Below are 20,016 nucleotides of genomic sequence, written 5' to 3'. Positions count from 1 at the left end.
AGCCTGCCAAACAGTTCTGAGAGAACCTCTTAGAACGTTCTTAGGGCGCACCGGAAGTCTGCGTCCATGACCACACGACGCACTTCCCTCCGGCCCCTGTCCGTGGTGATCGGCGCGGGCGGCACCGGAGGCCACATCTACCCCGGGCTCGCCCTGGCCGAGGCGCTGCGCGCGGCCGTCCCGGATGCCGTGGTCTCGTTCATCGGGACCGAGCGGGGCCTGGAGACCGAGCTGATTCCGGGCGCCGGGTACCGCCTGCACACCGTCGACATGATCCCCTTCGACCCCTCGCTCGGCGCGAAGCGCTATCTGCTCCCGGCCGCGCTCCTGCGCTCGGCGGGGCAGGCCCGCTCGGTGATCCGGGCCCAGGGCGCGCACGCCGTCGTGGGCATGGGCGGCTACCCGAGCGCGCCGGCCGTGCTGGGGGCGCGGATGGCGGGACTGCCGGCCGTCATCCACGAGTCCAACGCGGTGCCGGGCCGCGCCAACCAGTTCGCGGCCCGGCTCACCCCGCACATCGCGGTGGCCTTCGACCGCAGCCGGGCCCATCTGGCGGGCGGGGCGCACGCGCTGACCACCGGAATGCCGATCTCGGCCGCCCTCGCCCGGCTGGCCCGTCTGACGCGGGCGGAGCGGGCGATCCTGCGCACCGAGGCCCGGCGGGCCCTGCACGTCCCCGACGGACGCCGCCTGGTCGTCTTCAACGGCGGCAGCCTGGGCGCCGCCCGGCTCACCGCGGCCGCCGTCGGGCTGGCCGGGCTCTGGCAGGGCCGGGACGACGTACAGATGCTGATCAAGACGGGTCCGAAGGCGCTGCCCGACACCGCCGCCGATCTCGCCGCCTGCGGCGGGCAGCGCATCGCCCGGGCCGTGCCGTACCTGGACCGGATGGACCTCGTGTACGCGGCCGCCGACCTGGTGGTGTGCCGGGCCGGCTCCGCGACGGTGGCGGAGCTGGCGTCGACCGGGGTCCCGGCCCTGCTCGTCCCGTACCCGTACGCCCCCGGCGACCACCAGACCCACAACGCCCGGGTCCTCGTCGACGCGGGCGCGGGCCTGCTGCTGCCGGACGCCGCGACCACCGCCGACCGGCTGTCGGTGCTGCTCGGCCCGCTGCTGGCCGATCCGGCCCGGCTGGCCGCGATGGCCGGCGCCGCCGACCCCGGCCCGCACGCCCGGGCCGCCGAACTGCTGGCGGCGGAGGTCCTCCGCGTGGCCGGCGCCCCCCTTCCCACCCTGGAGCGGATATGAACACCCACACGAACACCGTGAACCCCTGGACCGGCCGTACGGTGCTGGTCACCGGAGCCGAGGGGTTCATCGGCTCCACCCTGGTCGACCTGCTGGTGGCGCGGGGCGCCCGGGTCCGCGCCTTCGTCCACTACAAGCCGTACGCGGAGAAGGGCCACCTGGCGCACCACCTCGCCGACCCCGGCGGCCCGGTCGAGATGTGGGCGGGCGACATCCGCGACGCGGGCCGGGTCAGCGACGCGGTGGAGGGCTGCGACACCGTGTTCCACCTGGCGGCGCTCATCGGGATCCCGTACAGCTACGCCTCGCCGGGCGCGTACGTGCAGACCAATGTGACGGGTACGGAGAACATGGCGGAGGCCTGTCGGCGGCACGGGGTGCGGCGGCTGGTGCACACGTCGACGAGCGAGGTCTACGGCACCGCGCTGACGGCCCCGATAGCGGAATCGCACCCGCTCCAGCCGCAGTCCCCGTACTCGGCGTCGAAGATCGGCGCGGACATGATGGCGCTGTCGTTCCACCACGCGTTCGAGCTGCCGGTGACGGTGGTCCGGCCGTTCAACACGTACGGACCCCGCCAGTCGGCGCGGGCCGTGATCCCGACGATCCTGGCGCAGCTGCACGCGGGGGCACGGGAGATCCGGCTGGGCTCCCTGTCCCCGACGCGGGACTTCACGTACGTGACGGACACGGCGGAGGGCTTCCTCGCGGTGGCGGAGTGCGACCGGGCGCTGGGCGAGGTGGTCAACCTCGGTACGGGCGAGGAGATCTCGATCGGAGACCTGGCGGGGGCGCTGATCGCGGCGTCGGGCCGTGACGCGCAGGTCGTGGTGGACGAATCCCGGCTCCGCCCGACGGGCAGCGAGGTCCACCGCCTGCTGTCGGACAACTCCCGCGCCCGGGACTGGGCGGGCTGGAAGCCGCGGGTCTCCCTGACGGAGGGCCTCTCCCGCACCTCGGACTGGATCGCCGCGAACCCGGACCTCTTCGCCCCGTCCCGCTACCAGGTCTGACCGGCACCGGCTCCGCCCGCCCCCGGGCGGAGCCGCACGCCCCGGGGGTGTGCGCTAGCTGCTGCGGAGGCTGCGGACGTCCAGGTGGCGCAGGACCCGGTCCACGATCTCCGGGTCCGCGCCCGGCTCGCTGCGCGCTGCCAGCACCTCGTGCCGCGCCGCCGACATCATCTCCCGCTGGATCCGCTGGACGTCCCGGATCCGCTCCACCCGCTTCGCGTACGCTTCCCGCCGCTCCTCGTCCACCATCTCGGGGCTGATCCTCGCCCCCACGTCGTACGCCCGCCGGTACAACACCTCCACCAGGTCCTCCGGCAGGTCCTCCGCCTCCTCGATCTCCTTGAGCCGCCGCTTGGCCGCCTTCGCCGCGCGGACCGCCAGCTTCCGCTCGGTCTCCCGCTCGGCGTCCTCGTCGGCCTCCACGCCCAGCAGCCGCACCAGCCAGGGCAGCGTCAGCCCCTGGCACACCAGCGTCACCATGATCACGGCGAACGCGATGAAGATGATCTGGTCCCGCCCGGGAAACGGCGCCCCGCCGTCCACCTTCAGCGGAATGGCCAGCGCCAGTGCCACCGAGGCCACCCCGCGCATCCCGGCCCACCACATCACCACGCTCTCCCGCCAGCTCAGCGGGATCTCCTCGTCGTAGTCGCGCCGCGTGTGCAACCGTTTGGCCAGCCAGCCGGCCGGCAGCAGCCACAGCAGCCGTACGACGACGACGACCGCGATCACGGTGGCCGCCCACCCCGCCATCTCCCACTCGCGGCCGGCCGCGACGCCGAACACGTTGTGCAGCTCCAGCCCGATCAGCCCGAACGCCACGCCCGTGACCAGCATGTCCACGACCTCCCAGAACGTGTGCCCGGCGAGCCGCCCGAGCACGTCGTCCGCGTCGGAGGCGTACTCCGCGAGGAACAGGGCCGTCATCAGCACAGCCAGCACCCCCGACCCGTGGAGCTCCTCGGCCACCACGTACGACACGAACGGCACGAGCAGCGTCAGCCCGATCTGGAGCGTGGCATCGCCGAGCCGCCCCATGAGCGCGTTGGCGGCCCAGCCCAGTCCGAGCCCGACGGCGACGGCGACCACGGCGGAGAGCACGAACTCCCCCAGCGCGTCCGGCCAGGAGAAGCTGCCGCTGACCGCGGCGGAGATGGCCACGTGGTAGAGCACGATCGCGGTGACGTCGTTGAACAGGCCCTCGCCCTCCAGGATCGACACCATGCGGCGCGGCAGCCCGAGCGCGCCGGCGACGGCGGTCGCGGCGACGGGATCCGGCGGGGCCACGAGCGCGCCGAGCGCGACCGCGGCGGCGAGCGGCAGTCCGGGGACGACGGCGTTCGCGGCGGCGGCGACCGCGGCGGTCGTGACGAACACGAGGGCCACGGCGAGCAGGAGGATGGGCCGGACGTTGGCGGCGAACTGCCGCCAGGAGGTGCGCTGCGCCGAGGCGTAGAGCAGCGGGGGCAGGACGAGCGGAAGGATGTACTCGGGCGGGATGTCGACATTCGGCACCGCCGGGACCAGCGCGAGCGCGACCCCGCCGATGGTCATCAGGACGGGCGCGGGCAGCCCGAGCCGATCCCCGAGCGGGACGCTGACCACGGCCCCGAGCAGCAGCACGAACAGGAGAGCAAGCTGATCCACTCCCCCACCCTGCCAGGCCGCTGCCGCTGGGCCGTGCGGTCGGAAGGCCGCTTCCGCGTGTCGGCGCTCCACCCGGGCGAGCCCGTACCGGGGCACTGCCCCGCACGCCGATCGCAGGCGGGACACGATGCGGCCGAAGCCGTCCGCCGGGCAGGGGTCGGGTGCGCCGAGGGGCGCGGAGGCGGGGCCACAGCTGCGCGGCACGGCACCGGTCCCCGCCCGGCCGGGCTACGGCAGTGCGCGCCGCATCGCCCGGTGCGGGATGCCCGCGTCCTCGAACTCCGGTCCGTAGGCCTTGTATCCGAGGCTCTCGTAGAAGCCCAGCGCGTGCGTCTGCGCGCCCAGGTCCACGGCGGTCAGGCCCATTCGGGCCGCCTCCGCCTCGATCGCCCGTACCAGCGCCACCCCGACGCCCAGCCCGCGCGCGGCCTTGCGTACGGCGAGCCGGCCCAGCGAGCCGACCGCCGGGTCGCCGCCCGTCTTGGTCTGCGCCGCCGGTCCGTGCAGCAGCCGGCCGGTGCCCAGCGGCTCCCCGTCCGGCCCCACGGCCAGCACGTGCACCGCGCCCGCGTCGTACGCGTCGTACTCGATCGACTCCGGCACGGACTGCTCGACCACGAACACCTCGGTCCGCACCGCGAAGCACGCCGCCAGGTCGGCCTCCGTCCCGGCCACCCGGACCGTGAAAGCGGTCACTCGCTCTCGGCCCGGATCACGTCCAGCGCGTGCTGCAGGTCCGCCGGGTAGGTGCTCTCGAACTCCACCCACCGGCCGTCCGCCGGGTGCTCGAACCCGAGCCGCACCGCGTGCAGCCACTGCCGGGTCAGGCCCAGCCGCTTGGCCACCGTCGGGTCGGCGCCGTACGTGAGGTCGCCGACGCAGGGGTGGCGGTGCGCGGACATGTGCACGCGGATCTGGTGCGTGCGCCCCGTCTCCAGCTTGATGTCGAGCAGCGAGGCCGCGCGGAAGGCCTCGATCAGGTCGTAGTGGGTGACGGAGGGCTTGCCCTCCTGGGTCACGGCCCACTTGTAGTCCGCGCTGGGGTGGCGCCCGATCGGCGCGTCGATCGTGCCGCTCATCGGGTCCGGGTGGCCCTGGACGAGCGCGTGGTAGCGCTTGTCCACGACCCGCTCGCGGAACTGGTTCTTCAGCGAGGTGTACGCGCGCTCCGACTTGGCGACGGCCATCAGGCCGGAGGTGCCGACGTCGAGGCGGTGTACGACGCCCTGGCGCTCGGACGCGCCGGAGGTGGAGATGCGGTACCCGGCGGCGGCGAGGCCGCCGATGACGGTGGTGCCGGTCCAGCCGGGGCTCGGGTGGGCGGCGACGCCCACCGGCTTCATGATGACGACGATGTCGTCGTCGTCGTGGATGATCTCCATGCCCGGGACCGGCTCGGCGACGAGCTCGACCGGCCGCGGCGGCGCGGGCATCTCGACTTCGAGCCAGGCGCCGCCGTGCACGCGCTCGGACTTCCCGACGACGCTGCCGTCGACCGACACCTTCCCCGCGGCGGCGAGCTCGGCCGCCTTCGTCCGGGAAAAACCGAACATGCGGGCGATGGCGGCGTCCACGCGCTCGCCTTCGAGGCCATCGGGAACGGGCAGGGTGCGGATCTCGGGAATCGTACTCACCTGTCGAGTATGCAGGACTCGACGGTGCACCCGTCCCGCGATCAGTCCTTGTGGACGGTGCCGTCCGGGTCCAGACCCCTGAAGGACAGCAGCACGATCAGGATGCCGCCGCACACGATCGCCGAGTCCGCGAGGTTGAAGACGGCGAAGTGGGCGGGCGCGATGAAGTCGACCACGGCCCCCCGGAACACCCCGGGCGAACGGAAGATCCGGTCGGTGAGGTTGCCCAGCGCACCGCCCAGCAGCAGACCCAGGGCGATCGCCCACGGCAGGCTGTAGAGCTTGCGGGCCAGCCGCACGATCACGACGATCACGGTGGCCGCGATGCACGTGAAGATGATGGTGAAGGCCTCACCGAAGCCGAACGCGGCGCCCGGATTGCGGATCGCCTCGAACTTCAGCAGATCGCCGATGATCCGGATCGGCGGCTCGTGCTCCAGCTTCGCGACGACCAGCATCTTGCTGCCGAAGTCGAGCAGGTAGGCGAGCAGCGCGACGACGAGCAGCGCGACGATCCGCCGGCGCCCCTTGGGCTCGGCGGACTCCGGCTGGGCGTCGTCCCCGACCTCCGGCGTACCGATGATGCTCTCCGCCTCTGCCACGTGAGTCCCTCGACTAGCTCGAACCAGGTTGCCGACGGCGCGGCCCTGCGGCCCCGCCGGGCCCCTGGACCCCGACGAGACACGAGAGTACGTCAGGGTCGGCCCGCGGCGGCAGCCCGGCCGTGGCCCCTCAGTGCCTGCGCTCCTGCTTCTGCTTGCAGTCCACGCACAGCGTCGCCCGCGGGAAGGCCTGCATCCTGGCCTTCCCGATGGGCTGGCCGCAGTTCTCGCAGAGCCCGTACGTGCCCGCGTCCAGCCGCTCCAGGGCCCGCTCGGTCTGTTCGAGCATCTCGCGGGCGTTCGCGGCCAGGGCCAGCTCGGACTCCCGGGTGATGTTCTTGGTGCCCGTGTCGGCCTGGTCGTCGCCCGCGCCGTCGCCGGAATCCCGCATCAGGCCCGAGATGGCCGCGTCCGAGGCCTGGAGCTCGTCGCGCAGGCGCAGCACCTCGCTCTGGAGCTCGGCACGGGCCTCGGCCACCTCCGCCGGGGTCCAGGGGTCCTCGCCGGGCCGTACGGCCAGCTCGCCCGGCGCCAGGGCCGCTGCAGCCGTGACCCTGGCCTTCGGCAGCCCGCTCGTGGCGGCCGCAGCCGTCTTCCTGGCCGTGCCGGTGCTCTTCTTGGCAACCACTTTCCGGGCTCCCGTCCGTTGCGCGGCCTGCGCCGCCCCCTCGGCCCCGGCCGCCTTGGCCGTGGCCTTCCTCGCGGTCGTCTTCCCGACGCCGGTCGCCTTCTTGGCGGGCACCTTCTTGGCATCCGCCTTCTTGGCAGGCGCCTTCTCGGCCGCCGGCTTCTTGGCCGCCGGCTTCTCCGCCGCCTTCGCCGCCTTCGCCGCCGTCTTGGCCGCCGTCTTGGCCGGCGCCCGGGTCGTGGAGTTCGCGACCGTCGTCTTCCCGGCAGCGGTCGTCTTCTTCCGGGCCGGAGCCGCGCCCTCGGCCGCCGCAGCCTTCCCGGCGGCCTTTCCGACAGCCTTCTCGGCAGTTCTCCCGGCGGTCTTCTTCGCCACCATGGCCGCGGCCCCTTCACACACTGTGATCTTGCTCGCGAATCGTGCCGGAACGATAAATCGACTCCGGCCTCGCGGCAACGGGGCACGCGTCCATCGATGCCAACCTGCATCCGTTGTGCCCAGCAGGGAGCCCGGTAATCCGCCACTCCCGTCCCACCCGAGCCCGGACCGGCGCATCGGCCCATTCGGGTCACGCCGCCACCCGCCCGGCCCCGGCCGCCGGCCCGGCCCCGAGCCCCGCCGCGACCCCCGCCGCGACCCCCCGTAAACCGGTCTGCCGAGCGCGCCCCCGCCCCGTACACTGGGCCCAGCGAAAGGCATGGACGGGGACGAGTAGCGTCGGACGCAGCCAGGAGCGACCCGGGGACGGTGAGAGCCCGGGGGCGAGCGCGATGCGAAGGATCACCCCTGAGCCGCCGGAAGAAAGCCCGTACGGGATCCCCGTACGGCGAGTAGAACCGGCTTCGCACCCCAATGAGGGGGCCACCGGATCCGTCCGGCGGCCAAGGAGGGTGGTACCGCGGGAGCAGCAGGTCCTTGGGAACGAGGGCGGCTCTCGTCCCTCCGGACGGAAGTGACACCCCGCCGGAGGAAGAGTTCAGCCTCATGACCACACCGCCGCAGTACCGCCCGGTACCCGCCCAGGTCGACCTGCCCGCCCTCGAGCACGCCGTTCTCGACTTCTGGCGCGAGAGCAAGACCTTCGCCAAGACCCTGGAGCAGTCCGAGGGCCGCCCCGAGTGGGTGTTCTACGAAGGCCCGCCCACCGCCAACGGCATGCCCGGCGCGCACCACATCGAGGCCCGCGTCTTCAAGGACGTCTTCCCGCGCTTCCGCACCATGCGCGGCTACCACGTCGCCCGCAAGGCCGGCTGGGACTGCCACGGCCTGCCCGTCGAGCTCGCCGTCGAGAAGGAGCTCGGCTTCAACGGCAAGCAGGACATCGAGGCGTACGGCATCGCCGAGTTCAACTCCAAGTGCCGCGAGTCCGTGACCCGCCACACCGACGCGTTCGCCGAGCTCACGACCCGGATGGGCTACTGGGTCGACCTGGACGACGCGTACCGGACCATGGACCCCGAGTACGTGGAGTCCGTGTGGTGGTCGCTGAAGGAGATCTTCAACAAGGGCCTGCTCACCCAGGACCACCGCGTAGCCCCCTGGTGCCCGCGCTGCGGCACCGGCCTCTCGGACCACGAGCTGGCGCAGGGCTACGAGACGGTCGTCGACCCCTCCGTCTACGTCCGCTTCCCGCTGACCTCCGGCCCGCTGGCCGGCGAGGCCGCGCTCCTGGTCTGGACGACGACCCCGTGGACCCTGGTGTCCAACACGGCGGTCGCGGCCCACCCCGAGGTCACCTACGTGGTGGCCACGCGCACCGGCGCCGAGGGCTCGGAGAAGCTGGTCGTCGCCCAGCCGCTGCTGGAGAAGTCCCTGGGCGAGGGCTGGGAGGCCACCGGCCAGACCTTCACGGGCAAGGAGATGGAGCGCTGGACCTACCAGCGCCCCTTCGACCTCGTGGAGTTCCCGGAGCCCGCCCACTACGTCGTGAACGCCGAGTACGTCACGACCGAGGACGGCACCGGTCTGGTCCACCAGTCCCCCGCCTTCGGCGCCGACGACCTCGCGGTCTGCCGCGCGTACGGCCTGCCCGTCGTGAACCCGGTCCGCCCCGACGGCACCTTCGAGGAGGAGGTCCCGCTGGTCGGCGGCGTCTTCTTCAAGAAGGCCGACGAGAAGCTGACCGCCGACCTCGACGCGCGCGGCCTGCTCTTCAAGCACATCGCCTACGAGCACAGCTACCCGCACTGCTGGCGCTGCCACACGGCCCTGCTCTACTACGCGCAGCCGTCGTGGTACATCCGCACCACCGCCGTCAAGGACGCGATGCTGCGGGAGAACGAGAAGACGAACTGGTTCCCGGACTCGGTCAAGCAGGGCCGCTTCGGCGACTGGCTGAACAACAACATCGACTGGGCGCTCTCCCGCAACCGCTACTGGGGTACCCCGCTGCCGATCTGGCGCTGCGAGGAGAACCACCTCACCTGCATCGGCTCCCGCGCGGAGCTGAGCGAGCTGACGGGCACGGACCTCTCGGGCCTGGACCCGCACCGCCCGTACATCGACGACGTCACGTTCGCGTGCACGCACGAGGGCTGCTCCCTGACCGCCGTCCGCGTACCGGAGGTCATCGACGCCTGGTACGACTCGGGCTCGATGCCGTTCGCGCAGTGGGGCTACCCCTACAAGAACAAGGAGATCTTCGAGAAGCGCTACCCGGCGCAGTTCATCTCGGAGGCCATCGACCAGACGCGCGGCTGGTTCTACACGATGATGGCGGTCGGCACGCTCGTCTTCGACAAGTCCTCGTACGAGAACGTGGTCTGCCTGGGCCACATCCTCGCCGAGGACGGCCGCAAGATGTCCAAGCACCTGGGCAACATCCTCCAGCCCATCCCGCTCATGGACCAGCACGGCGCGGACGCGGTGCGCTGGTTCATGGCGGCCGGCGGCTCCCCGTGGGCGGCGCGGCGCGTGGGCCACGGCACGATCCAGGAAGTGGTCCGCAAGACCCTCCTCACGTACTGGAACACGGTCGCCTTCCAGGCGCTGTACGCCCGTACGTCGAACTGGGCCCCGTCGGCGGCCGACCCGGCCCCGGCGGACCGCACGGTCCTGGACCGCTGGCTGCTGTCGGAGCTCCACACCCTCACCACCGAGGTCACGGAGGCGATGGAGTCGTACGACACCCAGCGCGCCGGCAAGCTCCTGTCCTCCTTCGTGGACGACCTGTCCAACTGGTACGTGCGCCGCTCGCGCCGCCGCTTCTGGCAGGGCGACGCGGCTGCGCTGCGCACGCTGCACGAGGTGGTCGAGACGGTGACCCGCCTCTTGGCCCCCCTCACCCCCTTCATCACGGAGCGGGTCTGGCAGGACATGATCGTCCCCGTCACTCCGGACGCCCCGGAGTCGGTCCACCTGTCGACGTGGCCGAAGGCCGACGCGTCGCAGGTGGACGGCCGGCTCTCGCAGCAGATGCTGCTGGTCCGGCGTCTGGTGGAGCTGGGCCGGGCGACGCGTGCCGAGTCGGGCGTGAAGACCCGCCAGCCGCTCTCCCGGGCCTTGGTCGGCGCGGCGGGCTTCGACGCGCTGTCCCCCGAGCTCCGGGCCCAGATCACGGAGGAGCTGAACGTCTCCTCCCTGGCCTCGCTGTCGGAGGTCGGCGGCTCGCTGGTCGACACGACGGCGAAGGCGAACTTCCGGGCGCTGGGCAAGCGCTTCGGCAAGGGCGTCCAGGACGTGGCGAAGGCGGTGGCCGCGGCCGACGCGGCGGCGCTCTCCCTGGCCCTGCGCTCCGGCTCTGCGGTGATCTCGCTGAACGGCGAGGAGATCTCCCTCTCCCCGGAGGAGGTCATCATCACGGAGACCCCGCGCGAGGGCTGGTCGGTGGCGTCCGACTCCGGCGCGACGGTGGCCCTCGACCTGGAGATCACCCCGGAGCTGCGGCTGGCGGGCCTGGCGCGTGACGCGATCCGCCTGATCCAGGAGGCCCGGAAGAACTCCGGCCTGGACGTGGCGGACCGGATCGCCCTGCGCTGGTCCTCGTCGGACCCGGAGGTCGTGACGGCCCTGACGGACCACGCGGCGCTCATCGCGGACGAGGTCCTGTCGACGGACTACGCGTCCGGCGAGGCGGACGCCGCGTACGGCGAGCCGTTCACGGACGAGCCCCTGGGCCTGACCTTCCGCCTCCGCAAGGCGTAAGCGGGAACGACCGAACGGCGCCCTCCGTCCCGGAGGGCGCCGTTCGTCGTTCCGCGTGCGCAGCGGGCCGGGCCGGATTCGAACCGGCGTCCTCCCTCCTGCGGAGAATGGCGCGACGACCTCTGCGCTACCGACCCGCTGCGCGGAACACTGTAACCACGGGCCGGCACGCAAACGGGCCGGGCCCGGTACCCCCGTGGGGGAACCGGGCCCGGCCCGTGACTGCCGACGGCGCCGCAGAGGGCGTACCGCCTAGTTGTCGTCCTCGTCGATCAGGAAGCCGCGCATCGGCGACGGCGCCTGCATCGGCTGCGGCGCGGCCGGCCGCACCGGAGCCATCGGCTGCGTCATCGCGGGAGACATCTGCTGCTGACCACCGTACGAGGGGCCGCCCATCGGGGACGGGCCGCCCATCGGCGAGGGACCGCCCATGGGGGACGGGGAGCCCATCGACGGGTTGCTCATCGAGTGGCCCATGGCACCGGCCGGAGCCATGGACGGGGTCGGCGACGGCGGCAGCGCCGGGCCGGCCGGGTTGCGCGGCGGGGCCAGGGAGTCGTCCGCCTGGGTCTCCAGCTGGCGCAGCTGCGACTCCAGGTAGGACTTCAGGCGCGTACGGTACTCACGCTCGAAGCCCCGCAGGTCCTCGACCTTGCGCTCCAGCGTGGCGCGGGCGGACTCCAGGGAGCCCATTGCGACGCGGTGCTTCTCCTGGGCGTCCCGCTCCAGCGCGTCGGCCTTGGCACGGGCGTCCCGCTCCAGGCCCTCGGCACGGCTGCGCGCCTCGCCGACGATCTTGTTGGCCTCGGAGCGGGCCTCCGCGATCGCCTGGTCGGCGGTCTGCTGCGCGAGCGACAGGACGCGGGCGGCGCTGTCGCCACCGGGGCCCTGCTGCGGGAGCTGCGGCTGCTGCATCTGCTGCATCTGCTGCTGCATCGGCTGACCCATGGGCTGCATCTGCTGGCCCATCGGCTGCATCTGCTGGCCCATGGGCTGCATCTGCTGGCCGAGCGGGTTCTGGCCGCCCATGGACTGCTGGCCCATGCCCTGCTGACCCATGGACTGCTGGCCCATGCCCTGCTGGCCCATGCCCTGCTGACCCATGGACTGCTGGCCCATGCCCTGCTGGCCCATCTGCTGCTGGCCGCCCATGGTGTGCATGGGGCCGCCCATCGGACCCGGGCCGCCCGGACCCTGCTGTCCGGGTCCACTCGGGCCGGCCGGAAGCTGCGGCGGGCCCATCTGCGGCGGGCCCTGCTGCGCCGGCGGGCCGGATATGGCGGCGGGCACGGGGGCGCCGGGGCCTCCGGGGCCGCGCTGGTCCTGGGGTTCCGGCTTGCGCATGCCCTGCTGCTGCTGGTTCTGCGCGGCGGCACGCGTGGCGGCGGCCAGCTTGGCGCGCAGGTCCTCGTTCTCGCGCAGCAGGCGCGTCAGTTCGGACTCGACCTCGTCGAGGAAGGCATCGACCTCGTCCTCGTCATAGCCTTCTCGGAGGCGGACGGTCGTGAACTGCTTGTTCCGCACGTCCTCGGGAGTCAGCGGCATGTCTTCTTCACCTCTACGTAGTCGTCGGCAGTCGGCAAGACCGTATCGGGACTGTCCCCGCGCTCGCGGGGAAGCTCATCGTTCACACGCTTCTCGCAGCGGTGCTCACGAAACTGATGAGGATGTAAACGATGATCATCAGAACGAAGAAGGACAGGTCGAGTGCCACGCCCCCGAGACGCAACGGCGGAATGAAACGCCGAAGAAGCTTGAGCGGTGGATCGGTGACAGTGTAGGTGGCCTCAAGGACGACCACCATCGCCTTGCCGGGTGTCCATGAACGTGCGAACTGGAAGACGTAGTCCATCACCAGTCGGAAGATCAGCACGATAAGGAAGCACATCAGCGCGATGTAGACCACCTGTAGTGCGACGCCCATCCCGCGCTTCCCTCTCCCCTGCTCCCGCTCTGTTCCCGGCCCCGTGTCTGACGGATCGGTCTAGCTTTGGTTGAAGAACCCGCCCTCCGCGATGCGGGCCTTGTCCTCCGCCGTGACATCGACGTTAGCAGGCGACAGCAGGAACACCTTCTGTGTCACGCGTTCAATGCTGCCGTGCAGGCCGAAGACGAGACCGGCGGCAAAGTCGACAAGTCGCTTCGCATCCGTGTCGTCCATCTCCGTGAGGTTCATGATCACCGGAGTGCCCTCACGGAAGTGTTCCCCGATGGTACGGGCCTCGTTGTAGGTCCGGGGGTGCAGCGTCGTGATGCGGTACGGCTCCCGCTCGGAGACGACCTTGGGCATGATCACGGGGGCGTTCTTCTCCAGGTTCGAGCGTTCAGGTGTGATGGATGCCACGGGGGCGATTCGCGCAGGACGTCCGTTTTCCACCGGCAATGGGATGGGGTCCCGTTGCGCCGGAGGCTGGGCAATTCGTACCGGTTCGTCCGTTACGGGCGGTTGGTGCACGGCCTGCTGGCGCCGGCGGTCCCTCTCCGGTTCCGGCTCGGGCTCGAACTCGTCGTCGGGGTCGTACCCCGGGTTGTCGTACCGGTCGTCCTCCACGAGGCCGAGGTAGACCGCCATCTTGCGCATCGCGCCGGCCATTCTCTGAATCCTCCGCTCTGTGGTGGATCGCCCTGTCGCAGGTGTGTCGCTGTGTCACCAAAGTCACCAACTGCCCGCGATCCACGTGGTCTGTCCGCCCGTCAGCGGGAATGACCATATTTTCTGCTGTGGTCCGACTTTCTTCGCGACGTTACCCGAGCCGGGGTCTCGCGCCGAGTACCGCAGTGCCGACGCGTACATGTGTCGCACCGGCCGCAACGGCCTGTTCCAGGTCTGCACTCATCCCGGCCGACACCATCGTGGCAGTCGGATGGTCCGCGCGCAGGCGGGATGCCAATTCCACCAGCCGCTCGAAAGCGGCCTGTTCGCGTCCCGCGTAGGCCCCGGCCAGCGGAGCGACGGCCATCAGACCGTCGAGCCGCAGTCCCGGAGCCCCGGCCACGAGGTCCGCGAGTCCGGCGAGCTGCTCCGGAGCGGCGCCGCCGCGGGCGCCGCGCTCCCCGGACTCGGCGTCGAGGGCGATCTGCACGAGGCAGCCGAGTTCGCGCCCGGCCCCCTCCGCGGCCGCCGAGAGCGCCGTGACGAGCTTCGGCCGGTCGACGGACTGCACGACATGCGCATATCCCGCCACGGAACGGACTTTGTTCGTCTGCAACTGGCCCACGAAGTGCCAGGTGAGAGGCAGATCCGCGCAGGCCGCGGCCTTGGGGGCGGCGTCCTGGTCGCGATTCTCCGCCACATGACGGACCCCCAGGTCCGCCAGCAGTCGTACGTCGCTCGCGGGGTAGGTCTTGGTGACGACGATGAGCGTCACCTCGTCCCGTCCCCGCCCCGCGGCTGCGCAGGCGGACGAGATACGTCCCTCCACCCGCGCGAGGTTCTCCGCGAGCTCCGTCTTACGGTCCGTCATTACCTAGCCCAACCAGACATATCCGGCAAGCCGCCCGGTCACCCGGTCGCGGCGGTACGAGAAGTGCTCCCGCGACTCCAGTGTGCAGACCGCCGAGCGGTGCAGGTTCACCACCCCCGCCTCCGCGAGCTGGGCGTGCACCCCGGCGACCACGTCGACGGACGGCGTCCCCCAACTCGTCTCGCCGTGGGCGGCCGGTACCGCCTCGGCGACCGCGGCCCGCATCTCGGCCGGCACCTCGTAGCAGCGCCCGCAGATCGCGGGGCCGGTACGGGCGATGATCCGTCCGGGGTCGGCCCCGAGGGCGACCATCGCCTCCAGCGCGGCGGGCACCACTCCGGCGACCAGCCCGGGCCGGCCCGCGTGGGCCGCGCCCGCGACCCCGGCGACGGGGTCGGCCAGCAGGACCGGGGTGCAGTCCGCGGTGAGCACCGCGAGGGCGAGCCCCCGGCGGGCGGTCACCACCGCGTCCACCGCCGGGACGTCGGCGGCGGCGCCCCAGGGTCCGGGGACCACCGCCACGTCCCTGCCGTGCACCTGGTTCATCCAGACCACCTGGTCCGGCTCGATGCCGAGGGCACCGGCGGCGGCGGCCCGGTTCGCGAGAACGGCGGTGGGGTCGTCTCCGACCGCGCCGCCGAGATTGAGCTCCTCGTACGGAACGGCGCTCACCCCGCCCCACCGGTCGGTGAAGGCGAAGTGGGCGCCGTTCTCGTCGTACTGGTCCAGCGTCACTTCAAGAAGTCCGGGACGTCCAGCTCCTCGGCCGGGCTGTCCTGGTACGGCCGGGCCGTCGGGACCTGCGGCGCGGGGGCCGCGGTCTCGATCGGAGCCGCCTCGACCGGGACCGGGGGCTCTTCGCGCGGGGTGACCGTGCCCAGTCCGCCGAAGGGCGGGCGGACCGGCTCGGCCGCGCGGACCGGCGCCGGGGCCGGCTCCTCGCGCTTGGTGGACGCGGCACCGATGACGTTGTCCCGGCGGGCCGGGGGCTGTCCGCCGTCGAAGCCGGCGGCGATGACGGTGACCCGTACCTCGTCGCCCAGCGCGTCGTCGATGACGGCGCCGAAGATGATGTTCGCCTCGGGGTGGGCGGCCTCGCTGACCAGCTGCGCCGCCTCGTTGATCTCGAAGAGACCGAGGTCGGAGCCACCGGAGATGGAGAGCAGCACACCGCGGGCGCCGTCGATGGACGCCTCCAGCAGCGGCGAGGAGATCGCCATCTCGGCGGCGGCCACCGCGCGGTCGTCGCCGCGGGCGGAGCCGATGCCCATGAGGGCCGAGCCGGCCTCGGACATGACGGACTTGACGTCCGCGAAGTCGAGGTTGATCAGACCCGGGGTGGTGATGAGGTCGGTGATGCCCTGGACGCCCGAGAGCAGGACCTGGTCGGCCGACTTGAAGGCGTCCAGGACCGAGACCTGGCGGTCCGAGATGGACAGCAGCCGGTCGTTCGGGATGACGATGAGGGTGTCGACCTCTTCGCGGAGCTCGGCGATGCCGTCCTCCGCCTGGTTCGCGCGGCGCCGGCCCTCGAAGGTGAACGGCCGGGTGACCACACCGATCGTCAGGGCGCCGAGCGAGCGCGCGATGTTGGCGACGACGGGTGCGCCGCCGGTGCCGGTGCCGCCGCCCTCGCCGGCGGTGACGAAGACCATGTCGGCCCCCTTGAGGACCTCCTCGATCTCCTCGCGGTGGTCCTCTGCCGCCTTGCGACCGACTGCCGGGTTGGCGCCGGCGCCGAGGCCCCGGGTGAGTTCACGGCCGACGTCGAGCTTGACGTCGGCGTCGCTCATCAACAGCGCCTGGGCGTCCGTGTTGATGGCGATGAACTCGACGCCCTTGAGACCGACCTCGATCATTCGGTTGATGGCATTGACACCACCGCCGCCGACACCGATGACCTTGATGACTGCGAGGTAGTTCTGCGGTGCTGCCACGTCGAAGGCCTCTCGCCTCGAGTTACGTGTCGCCGCCTCGCGGGCCTGCGTTGCGACGACTGATGCCGAAAAGTGGGACGGTCCGAACGCGCCGACCCGAACCCTAACCCTGAAGTTTAGGGTTAAGTATGTGCCTGTTCCTTGGACTCTTCCGAACAGGACACTAAGTCGACAAGTAGCGCGTGTTCAACGAACACGCCGAACCTCCCGTTTTTCTTTTCACCCTATGTGATCACCCGTATCGGTGGCCAACCAGGGTGCGTCGCTGTTCGACCCGACGTCAACTCCCGGACACCGCAGGGGCGGTGGGGACGCTCACGTCAAAGCGGTCAGCCTTGGGCGCGGCTTTCAGCAGGGCCGCCAGCGCACGCCCCTTCGCCTCGCCCTGCTCGCCGCTGCCCCAGACCACGGTCCGGCCGCGGGTCAACTCCAGTACGACCGAGTCGTACGAGCCCACCCTGACCTGCACCGTCTCCTTGGCGACCGCTTCGGGGAGGTCTCCGGCGACGCCGACGGCCTCGCGCAGCAGCCGCTCCTCGTCGAAGCGGCGGCCGCTCGGAGACTGCGCCGCGGACAATTCGAGGACCGGAACGCCCGCGGGAGCTTTCGCTGCCGTGTCGAATCGCACACCCGAAGCGTCCACTTCCACGAACTTGGCGTCCTTTTTGATGAGCAGGACGGGTTTGCGCTCCGTCACTTTCAGCCCGATCCCGTGCGGCCAGGCCCGCACCACGTCGACCGAATCGACGCGGGGCAGCCGGCTGCGGACCCGGCCCGCGATCTCGTCGGTGTCCACGGTCACCAGGGGCGCCCCGACCGGTACGGCCGCGGCGGCCAGCACCTGCTCGGGGGTCAGCACCTGTGTGCCGCTCGCGGTCACCTTCTCGACGCGGAGCCAGGAGGAGCCGTAGAGGACCCAGCCGCCGCCCCCCGTGAGGAGGGCGGCGGCAAGGAGGCAGAGCAGGACGGGGCCCCGGTGCCGCAGGCGCCGGACGAGGCGCTGAACACCGGGGCCCCGCGGGCCGGACCCGCCCGAGGGCCCCGACGACCCGGGCTGCTTGGGCGGCTTGGGAGAGCCGGAGCCCTTGCCCTTCCGGGCGGACCCGGGATTGCCGCGCTGTGCGGTCGTCGCTCCGGCCACTCCTGTGCCTCCTGCGCTAGCGGTTCCTGTGTGCGGCGATCGCCTCGTACACCATCGCCACGAGCAGGTCGTCGGCGTCGCGGCGACCGAACTCGGCGGCGGCGCGGGACATCTCGTACAGGCGGTGCGGGTCGGCGAGCACCGGGAGGACCTGGCTGAGCACCCACTCGGGGGTCAGCTCCGCGTCGTCGACGAGCAGGCCGCCGCCGGCCTTGACCACCGGCTGGGCGTTGAGCCGCTGTTCGCCGTTGCCGATCGGCAGCGGGACGTACGCGGCCGGCAGCCCGACGGCGGAGAGTTCGGCGACGGTCATCGCGCCCGCGCGGCACAGCATCATGTCGGCGGCGGCGTACGCGAGATCCATCCGGTCCACGTACGGTACCGGCACATAAGGCGGCATCCCGGGCATGTTGTCGACACGCGGCAGTTCGTTCTTCGGGCCGACCGCGTGCAGGATCTGGATCCCGGAGCGCTGGAGGGTCGGAGCGACCTGCTGGATGGTCTCGTTGAGGCGGCGGGCGCCCTGCGAGCCGCCGGAGACCAGCAGGGTCGGCAGGTTGGGGTCCAGACCGAAGGCTGCGCGCGCCTCCGGGCGGACCGCGGCCCGGTCCAGGGTGGAGATGCTGCGGCGCAGCGGGATGCCCACGTAGCGGGCGCCGCGCAGCTTGCTGTCGGGGGTGGAGACCGCGACGGCGTGCGCGTAGCGGGAGCCGATCTTGTTGGCCAGTCCCGGCCGGGCGTTGGCCTCGTGGACGATGATCGGCACCCCGAGCCGCTTGGCGGCGAGGTAGCCGGGCAGGGCCACGTAGCCGCCGAAGCCGACGACGCAGTCGGCCTTGGTGCGCTCCAGGATCTCCTCTGCGGCCTTGATCGTCCCGCGCAGCCGTCCGGGGACGGTGATGAGCTCGGGGGTGGGCTTGCGGGGCAGCGGGACGGCCGGGATCAGTCCCAGCTCATAGCCGCGCTCGGGCACGAGGCGGGTTTCGAGCCCGCGCTCCGTGCCGAGGGCGGTGATGCCCACGGAAGGGTCCTGCCTGCGCAGGGCGTCCGCGAGGGCGAGCGCCGGCTCGATGTGGCCGGCGGTCCCCCCACCGGCGAGTACGACATGCACCGAAATTCACCGCTCTCCGGACGGACGCCTCTTGACGCTCCGTCTCATCGATTTCCATCTCTGCCCGCTCCGCTTCCAGCCCGTCCTGGGCTGGCGCATCGCGAGCGCCGCGCGCGCCGCCGGCTCCTCCCGCGCGAAGGCGATGAGCAGTCCGACCGCGAACATGGTCGGCAGCAGCGCGGACCCTCCGTACGAGAACAGCGGGAGCGGGACTCCGGCGATCGGCAGCAGACCGAGCACCGCACCGATGTTGATCACGGCCTGCGCCGTGATCCAGGTGGTCACGCCTCCCGCGGCATACCGTACGAAGGAGTCCTCCGTGCGTCCGGCCACGCGGATACCCGCATAGCCTAGAGCCGCGAACAGGGCGAGTACCGACAGCGTCCCCGCCAGACCCAGTTCCTCCCCGGTGATGGCGAAGATGAAGTCGGTGTGGGCTTCGGGCAGTTGTCCCCATTTTTCCACACTGGCACCCAACCCGGAACCGAACCATCCGCCCGATGCGAGGGCATAGATCCCGTGCACGGCCTGCCAGCACAGGTCGCCCCTGCCCGGATCCGTCGCGCCGAGGCAGGCGAGCCGGTCCATCCGGTGCGGACTGGTCTTGATCAGCAGTGCGACGATCACACCCGCGAAGGCGAGCACCGCCACGAACATCCGCGTCGGGGCTCCCGCCAGCCACAGCAGGCCGAACAGGATGGCCCCGAGGATCATCGCGGTGCCCATGTCCCCGCCCAGCATGATCAGCCCGAGCAGCAGGAAGGCCACCGGGACCAGCGGCACCAGCAGGTGCTTCCACTGGCTCAGCAGCTCCTTCTCGCCCTTGCGGGCCAGCAGGTCGGCGCCCCAGAGGATCAGTGCCAGCTTGCCGAACTCACTGGGCTGGAGCATGAACGGACCGCCAAGGGAGATCCAATTCTGGTTGCCGTTGATCGACACCCCTATCCCGGGGACCTGGACCAGGACCATCAGGAACAGGGTTCCCGCGAGCACGGGGTACGACAGGGCCCGGTGCAGTTTGACGGGCATCCGGGAGGCGACCAGCAGCAGCCCGGCGCCGATCAGGGCGGCCAGGAACTGCTTCTTGAAGAAGTACGCGTCGCCCAGCCCCAGCTGGAGGGCTTTGATCATCGAGGCCGAGTAGACCATCACCAGGCCGAGCACGGTGATGAGCAGCGAGCTGCCGAAAATCAGGTAATAAGCGGTGAGGGGCCGGTCCCAGGCCTTGCGCAACTGCCGCTGCGTACGCCGCAGCCGCTCCAGCGGCCCGCGCCCGCCGGGCGCCCGCACGCTCCCCGCCGGACGCCTGCGGCCCTGCGCCTTGACCGTCCTGGCGGACTTGGCGCCGCTCACGGGCTTGGCGGCCTTCGCTGCGGACGGCCGCCGCCCCGGCAGCACTTGCTTGGCCGGCATGTGTGACCTTCCCCTCCACTCGTACGAGGCGA

The 20,016-nt window shown here is 71.6% G+C and carries 17 protein-coding genes and 1 tRNA gene; 3 read left to right on the top strand and 15 right to left on the bottom strand.

Translation table 11 applies throughout. The features are described from left to right. Positions 1–66: 66 nt before the first annotated feature. Together ACFXGI_RS25405 and ACFXGI_RS25400 are read left to right on the top strand one after the other, a co-directional pair. Entirely contained in the window at positions 67–1,251 is a 1,185-nt protein-coding gene (locus ACFXGI_RS25405) for a glycosyltransferase (RefSeq protein ID WP_384710854.1), read from the top strand. After that, positions 1,248–2,264, top strand: coding sequence for an SDR family NAD(P)-dependent oxidoreductase (locus ACFXGI_RS25400; protein WP_384710851.1), 1,017 nt, complete (start codon positions 1,248–1,250; stop codon positions 2,262–2,264). Before ACFXGI_RS25405 ends, ACFXGI_RS25400 begins: the two co-directional genes overlap by 4 nt. A 54-nt stretch (positions 2,265–2,318) precedes the next feature. On the opposite strand, the gene ACFXGI_RS25395 is transcribed toward ACFXGI_RS25400, so the two are convergent. From ACFXGI_RS25395 to ACFXGI_RS25375, 5 genes are all read right to left on the bottom strand, one after another. Beyond that, complete coding sequence (locus ACFXGI_RS25395) at positions 2,319–3,911, bottom strand: Na+/H+ antiporter (protein ID WP_384710848.1); 1,593 nt, start codon at positions 3,909–3,911, stop codon at positions 2,319–2,321. A gap of 228 nt (positions 3,912–4,139) precedes the next feature. After that, positions 4,140–4,607, bottom strand: coding sequence for a GNAT family N-acetyltransferase (locus tag ACFXGI_RS25390; protein ID WP_384710845.1), 468 nt, complete (start codon positions 4,605–4,607; stop codon positions 4,140–4,142). Then, complete coding sequence (locus ACFXGI_RS25385; RefSeq protein WP_384710843.1) at positions 4,604–5,545, bottom strand: RluA family pseudouridine synthase; 942 nt, start codon at positions 5,543–5,545, stop codon at positions 4,604–4,606. Before ACFXGI_RS25385 ends, ACFXGI_RS25390 begins: the two co-directional genes overlap by 4 nt. Before the next feature lie 41 nt (positions 5,546–5,586). Beyond that, positions 5,587–6,147 (bottom strand): signal peptidase II, encoded by a 561-nt coding sequence (gene lspA / locus ACFXGI_RS25380; RefSeq protein WP_384710840.1) that lies wholly within the window; start codon positions 6,145–6,147, stop codon positions 5,587–5,589. A gap of 130 nt (positions 6,148–6,277) precedes the next feature. After that, a complete protein-coding gene (locus ACFXGI_RS25375; RefSeq protein WP_384710837.1) occupies positions 6,278–7,153 on the bottom strand; it encodes a TraR/DksA family transcriptional regulator in 876 nt (291 codons plus the stop codon). A 606-nt stretch (positions 7,154–7,759) separates the two neighbouring features. Between ACFXGI_RS25375 and ileS the strand changes: the two genes are divergently transcribed. Then, complete coding sequence (gene ileS / locus ACFXGI_RS25370; protein ID WP_384710834.1) at positions 7,760–10,918, top strand: isoleucine--tRNA ligase; 3,159 nt, start codon at positions 7,760–7,762, stop codon at positions 10,916–10,918. A gap of 63 nt (positions 10,919–10,981) precedes the next feature. On the opposite strand, the gene ACFXGI_RS25365 is transcribed toward ileS, so the two are convergent. The 10 genes from ACFXGI_RS25365 to ftsW all read right to left on the bottom strand — a co-directional run bounded on the left by ACFXGI_RS25365 (position 10,982) and on the right by ftsW (position 19,984). After that, positions 10,982–11,055: transfer RNA gene (locus ACFXGI_RS25365), tRNA-OTHER, on the bottom strand. A 115-nt stretch (positions 11,056–11,170) separates the two neighbouring features. Next, positions 11,171–12,463, bottom strand: coding sequence for a DivIVA domain-containing protein (locus ACFXGI_RS25360; RefSeq protein WP_384710831.1), 1,293 nt, complete (start codon positions 12,461–12,463; stop codon positions 11,171–11,173). A gap of 82 nt (positions 12,464–12,545) precedes the next feature. Further along, positions 12,546–12,842: a YggT family protein gene (locus tag ACFXGI_RS25355; RefSeq protein ID WP_030155988.1), complete on the bottom strand. Its 297-nt coding sequence runs from the start codon at positions 12,840–12,842 to the stop codon at positions 12,546–12,548. Positions 12,843–12,902: 60 nt separating this feature from the next. Continuing rightward, positions 12,903–13,511 (bottom strand): cell division protein SepF, encoded by a 609-nt coding sequence (locus tag ACFXGI_RS25350; protein ID WP_384710828.1) that lies wholly within the window; start codon positions 13,509–13,511, stop codon positions 12,903–12,905. A gap of 151 nt (positions 13,512–13,662) precedes the next feature. Next, a complete protein-coding gene (locus tag ACFXGI_RS25345) occupies positions 13,663–14,382 on the bottom strand; it encodes a YggS family pyridoxal phosphate-dependent enzyme (RefSeq protein WP_384710825.1) in 720 nt (239 codons plus the stop codon). Between the two features lie 3 nt (positions 14,383–14,385). After that, the gene (gene pgeF / locus ACFXGI_RS25340) at positions 14,386–15,117 is read right to left on the bottom strand and encodes a peptidoglycan editing factor PgeF (RefSeq protein ID WP_384710823.1); all 732 of its coding nucleotides are present in this window, start codon (positions 15,115–15,117) and stop codon (positions 14,386–14,388) included. Next, a complete protein-coding gene (gene ftsZ, locus ACFXGI_RS25335; RefSeq protein WP_384710821.1) occupies positions 15,114–16,319 on the bottom strand; it encodes a cell division protein FtsZ in 1,206 nt (401 codons plus the stop codon). Before ftsZ ends, pgeF begins: the two co-directional genes overlap by 4 nt. A gap of 280 nt (positions 16,320–16,599) precedes the next feature. After that, complete coding sequence (locus tag ACFXGI_RS25330) at positions 16,600–17,460, bottom strand: cell division protein FtsQ/DivIB (protein ID WP_384710818.1); 861 nt, start codon at positions 17,458–17,460, stop codon at positions 16,600–16,602. Positions 17,461–17,476: 16 nt separating this feature from the next. After that, positions 17,477–18,571 carry an undecaprenyldiphospho-muramoylpentapeptide beta-N-acetylglucosaminyltransferase gene (gene murG, locus ACFXGI_RS25325; protein ID WP_030863673.1) on the bottom strand — a complete coding sequence of 365 codons (1,095 nt, stop codon included), beginning with the start codon at positions 18,569–18,571 and terminating at the stop codon, positions 17,477–17,479. A 6-nt stretch (positions 18,572–18,577) separates the two neighbouring features. Beyond that, positions 18,578–19,984 carry a putative lipid II flippase FtsW gene (gene ftsW, locus ACFXGI_RS25320; protein ID WP_384710814.1) on the bottom strand — a complete coding sequence of 469 codons (1,407 nt, stop codon included), beginning with the start codon at positions 19,982–19,984 and terminating at the stop codon, positions 18,578–18,580. Between the last annotated feature and the right edge of the window lie 32 nt (positions 19,985–20,016).

The organism is Streptomyces sp. NPDC059355 (genome assembly GCF_042752335.1).
Taxonomy (GTDB): Bacteria; Actinomycetota; Actinomycetes; order Streptomycetales; family Streptomycetaceae; genus Streptomyces.
The sequence above is the reverse complement of the archived record's forward strand: the minus strand, read 5'-3'. Positions and strand labels throughout refer to the sequence as shown.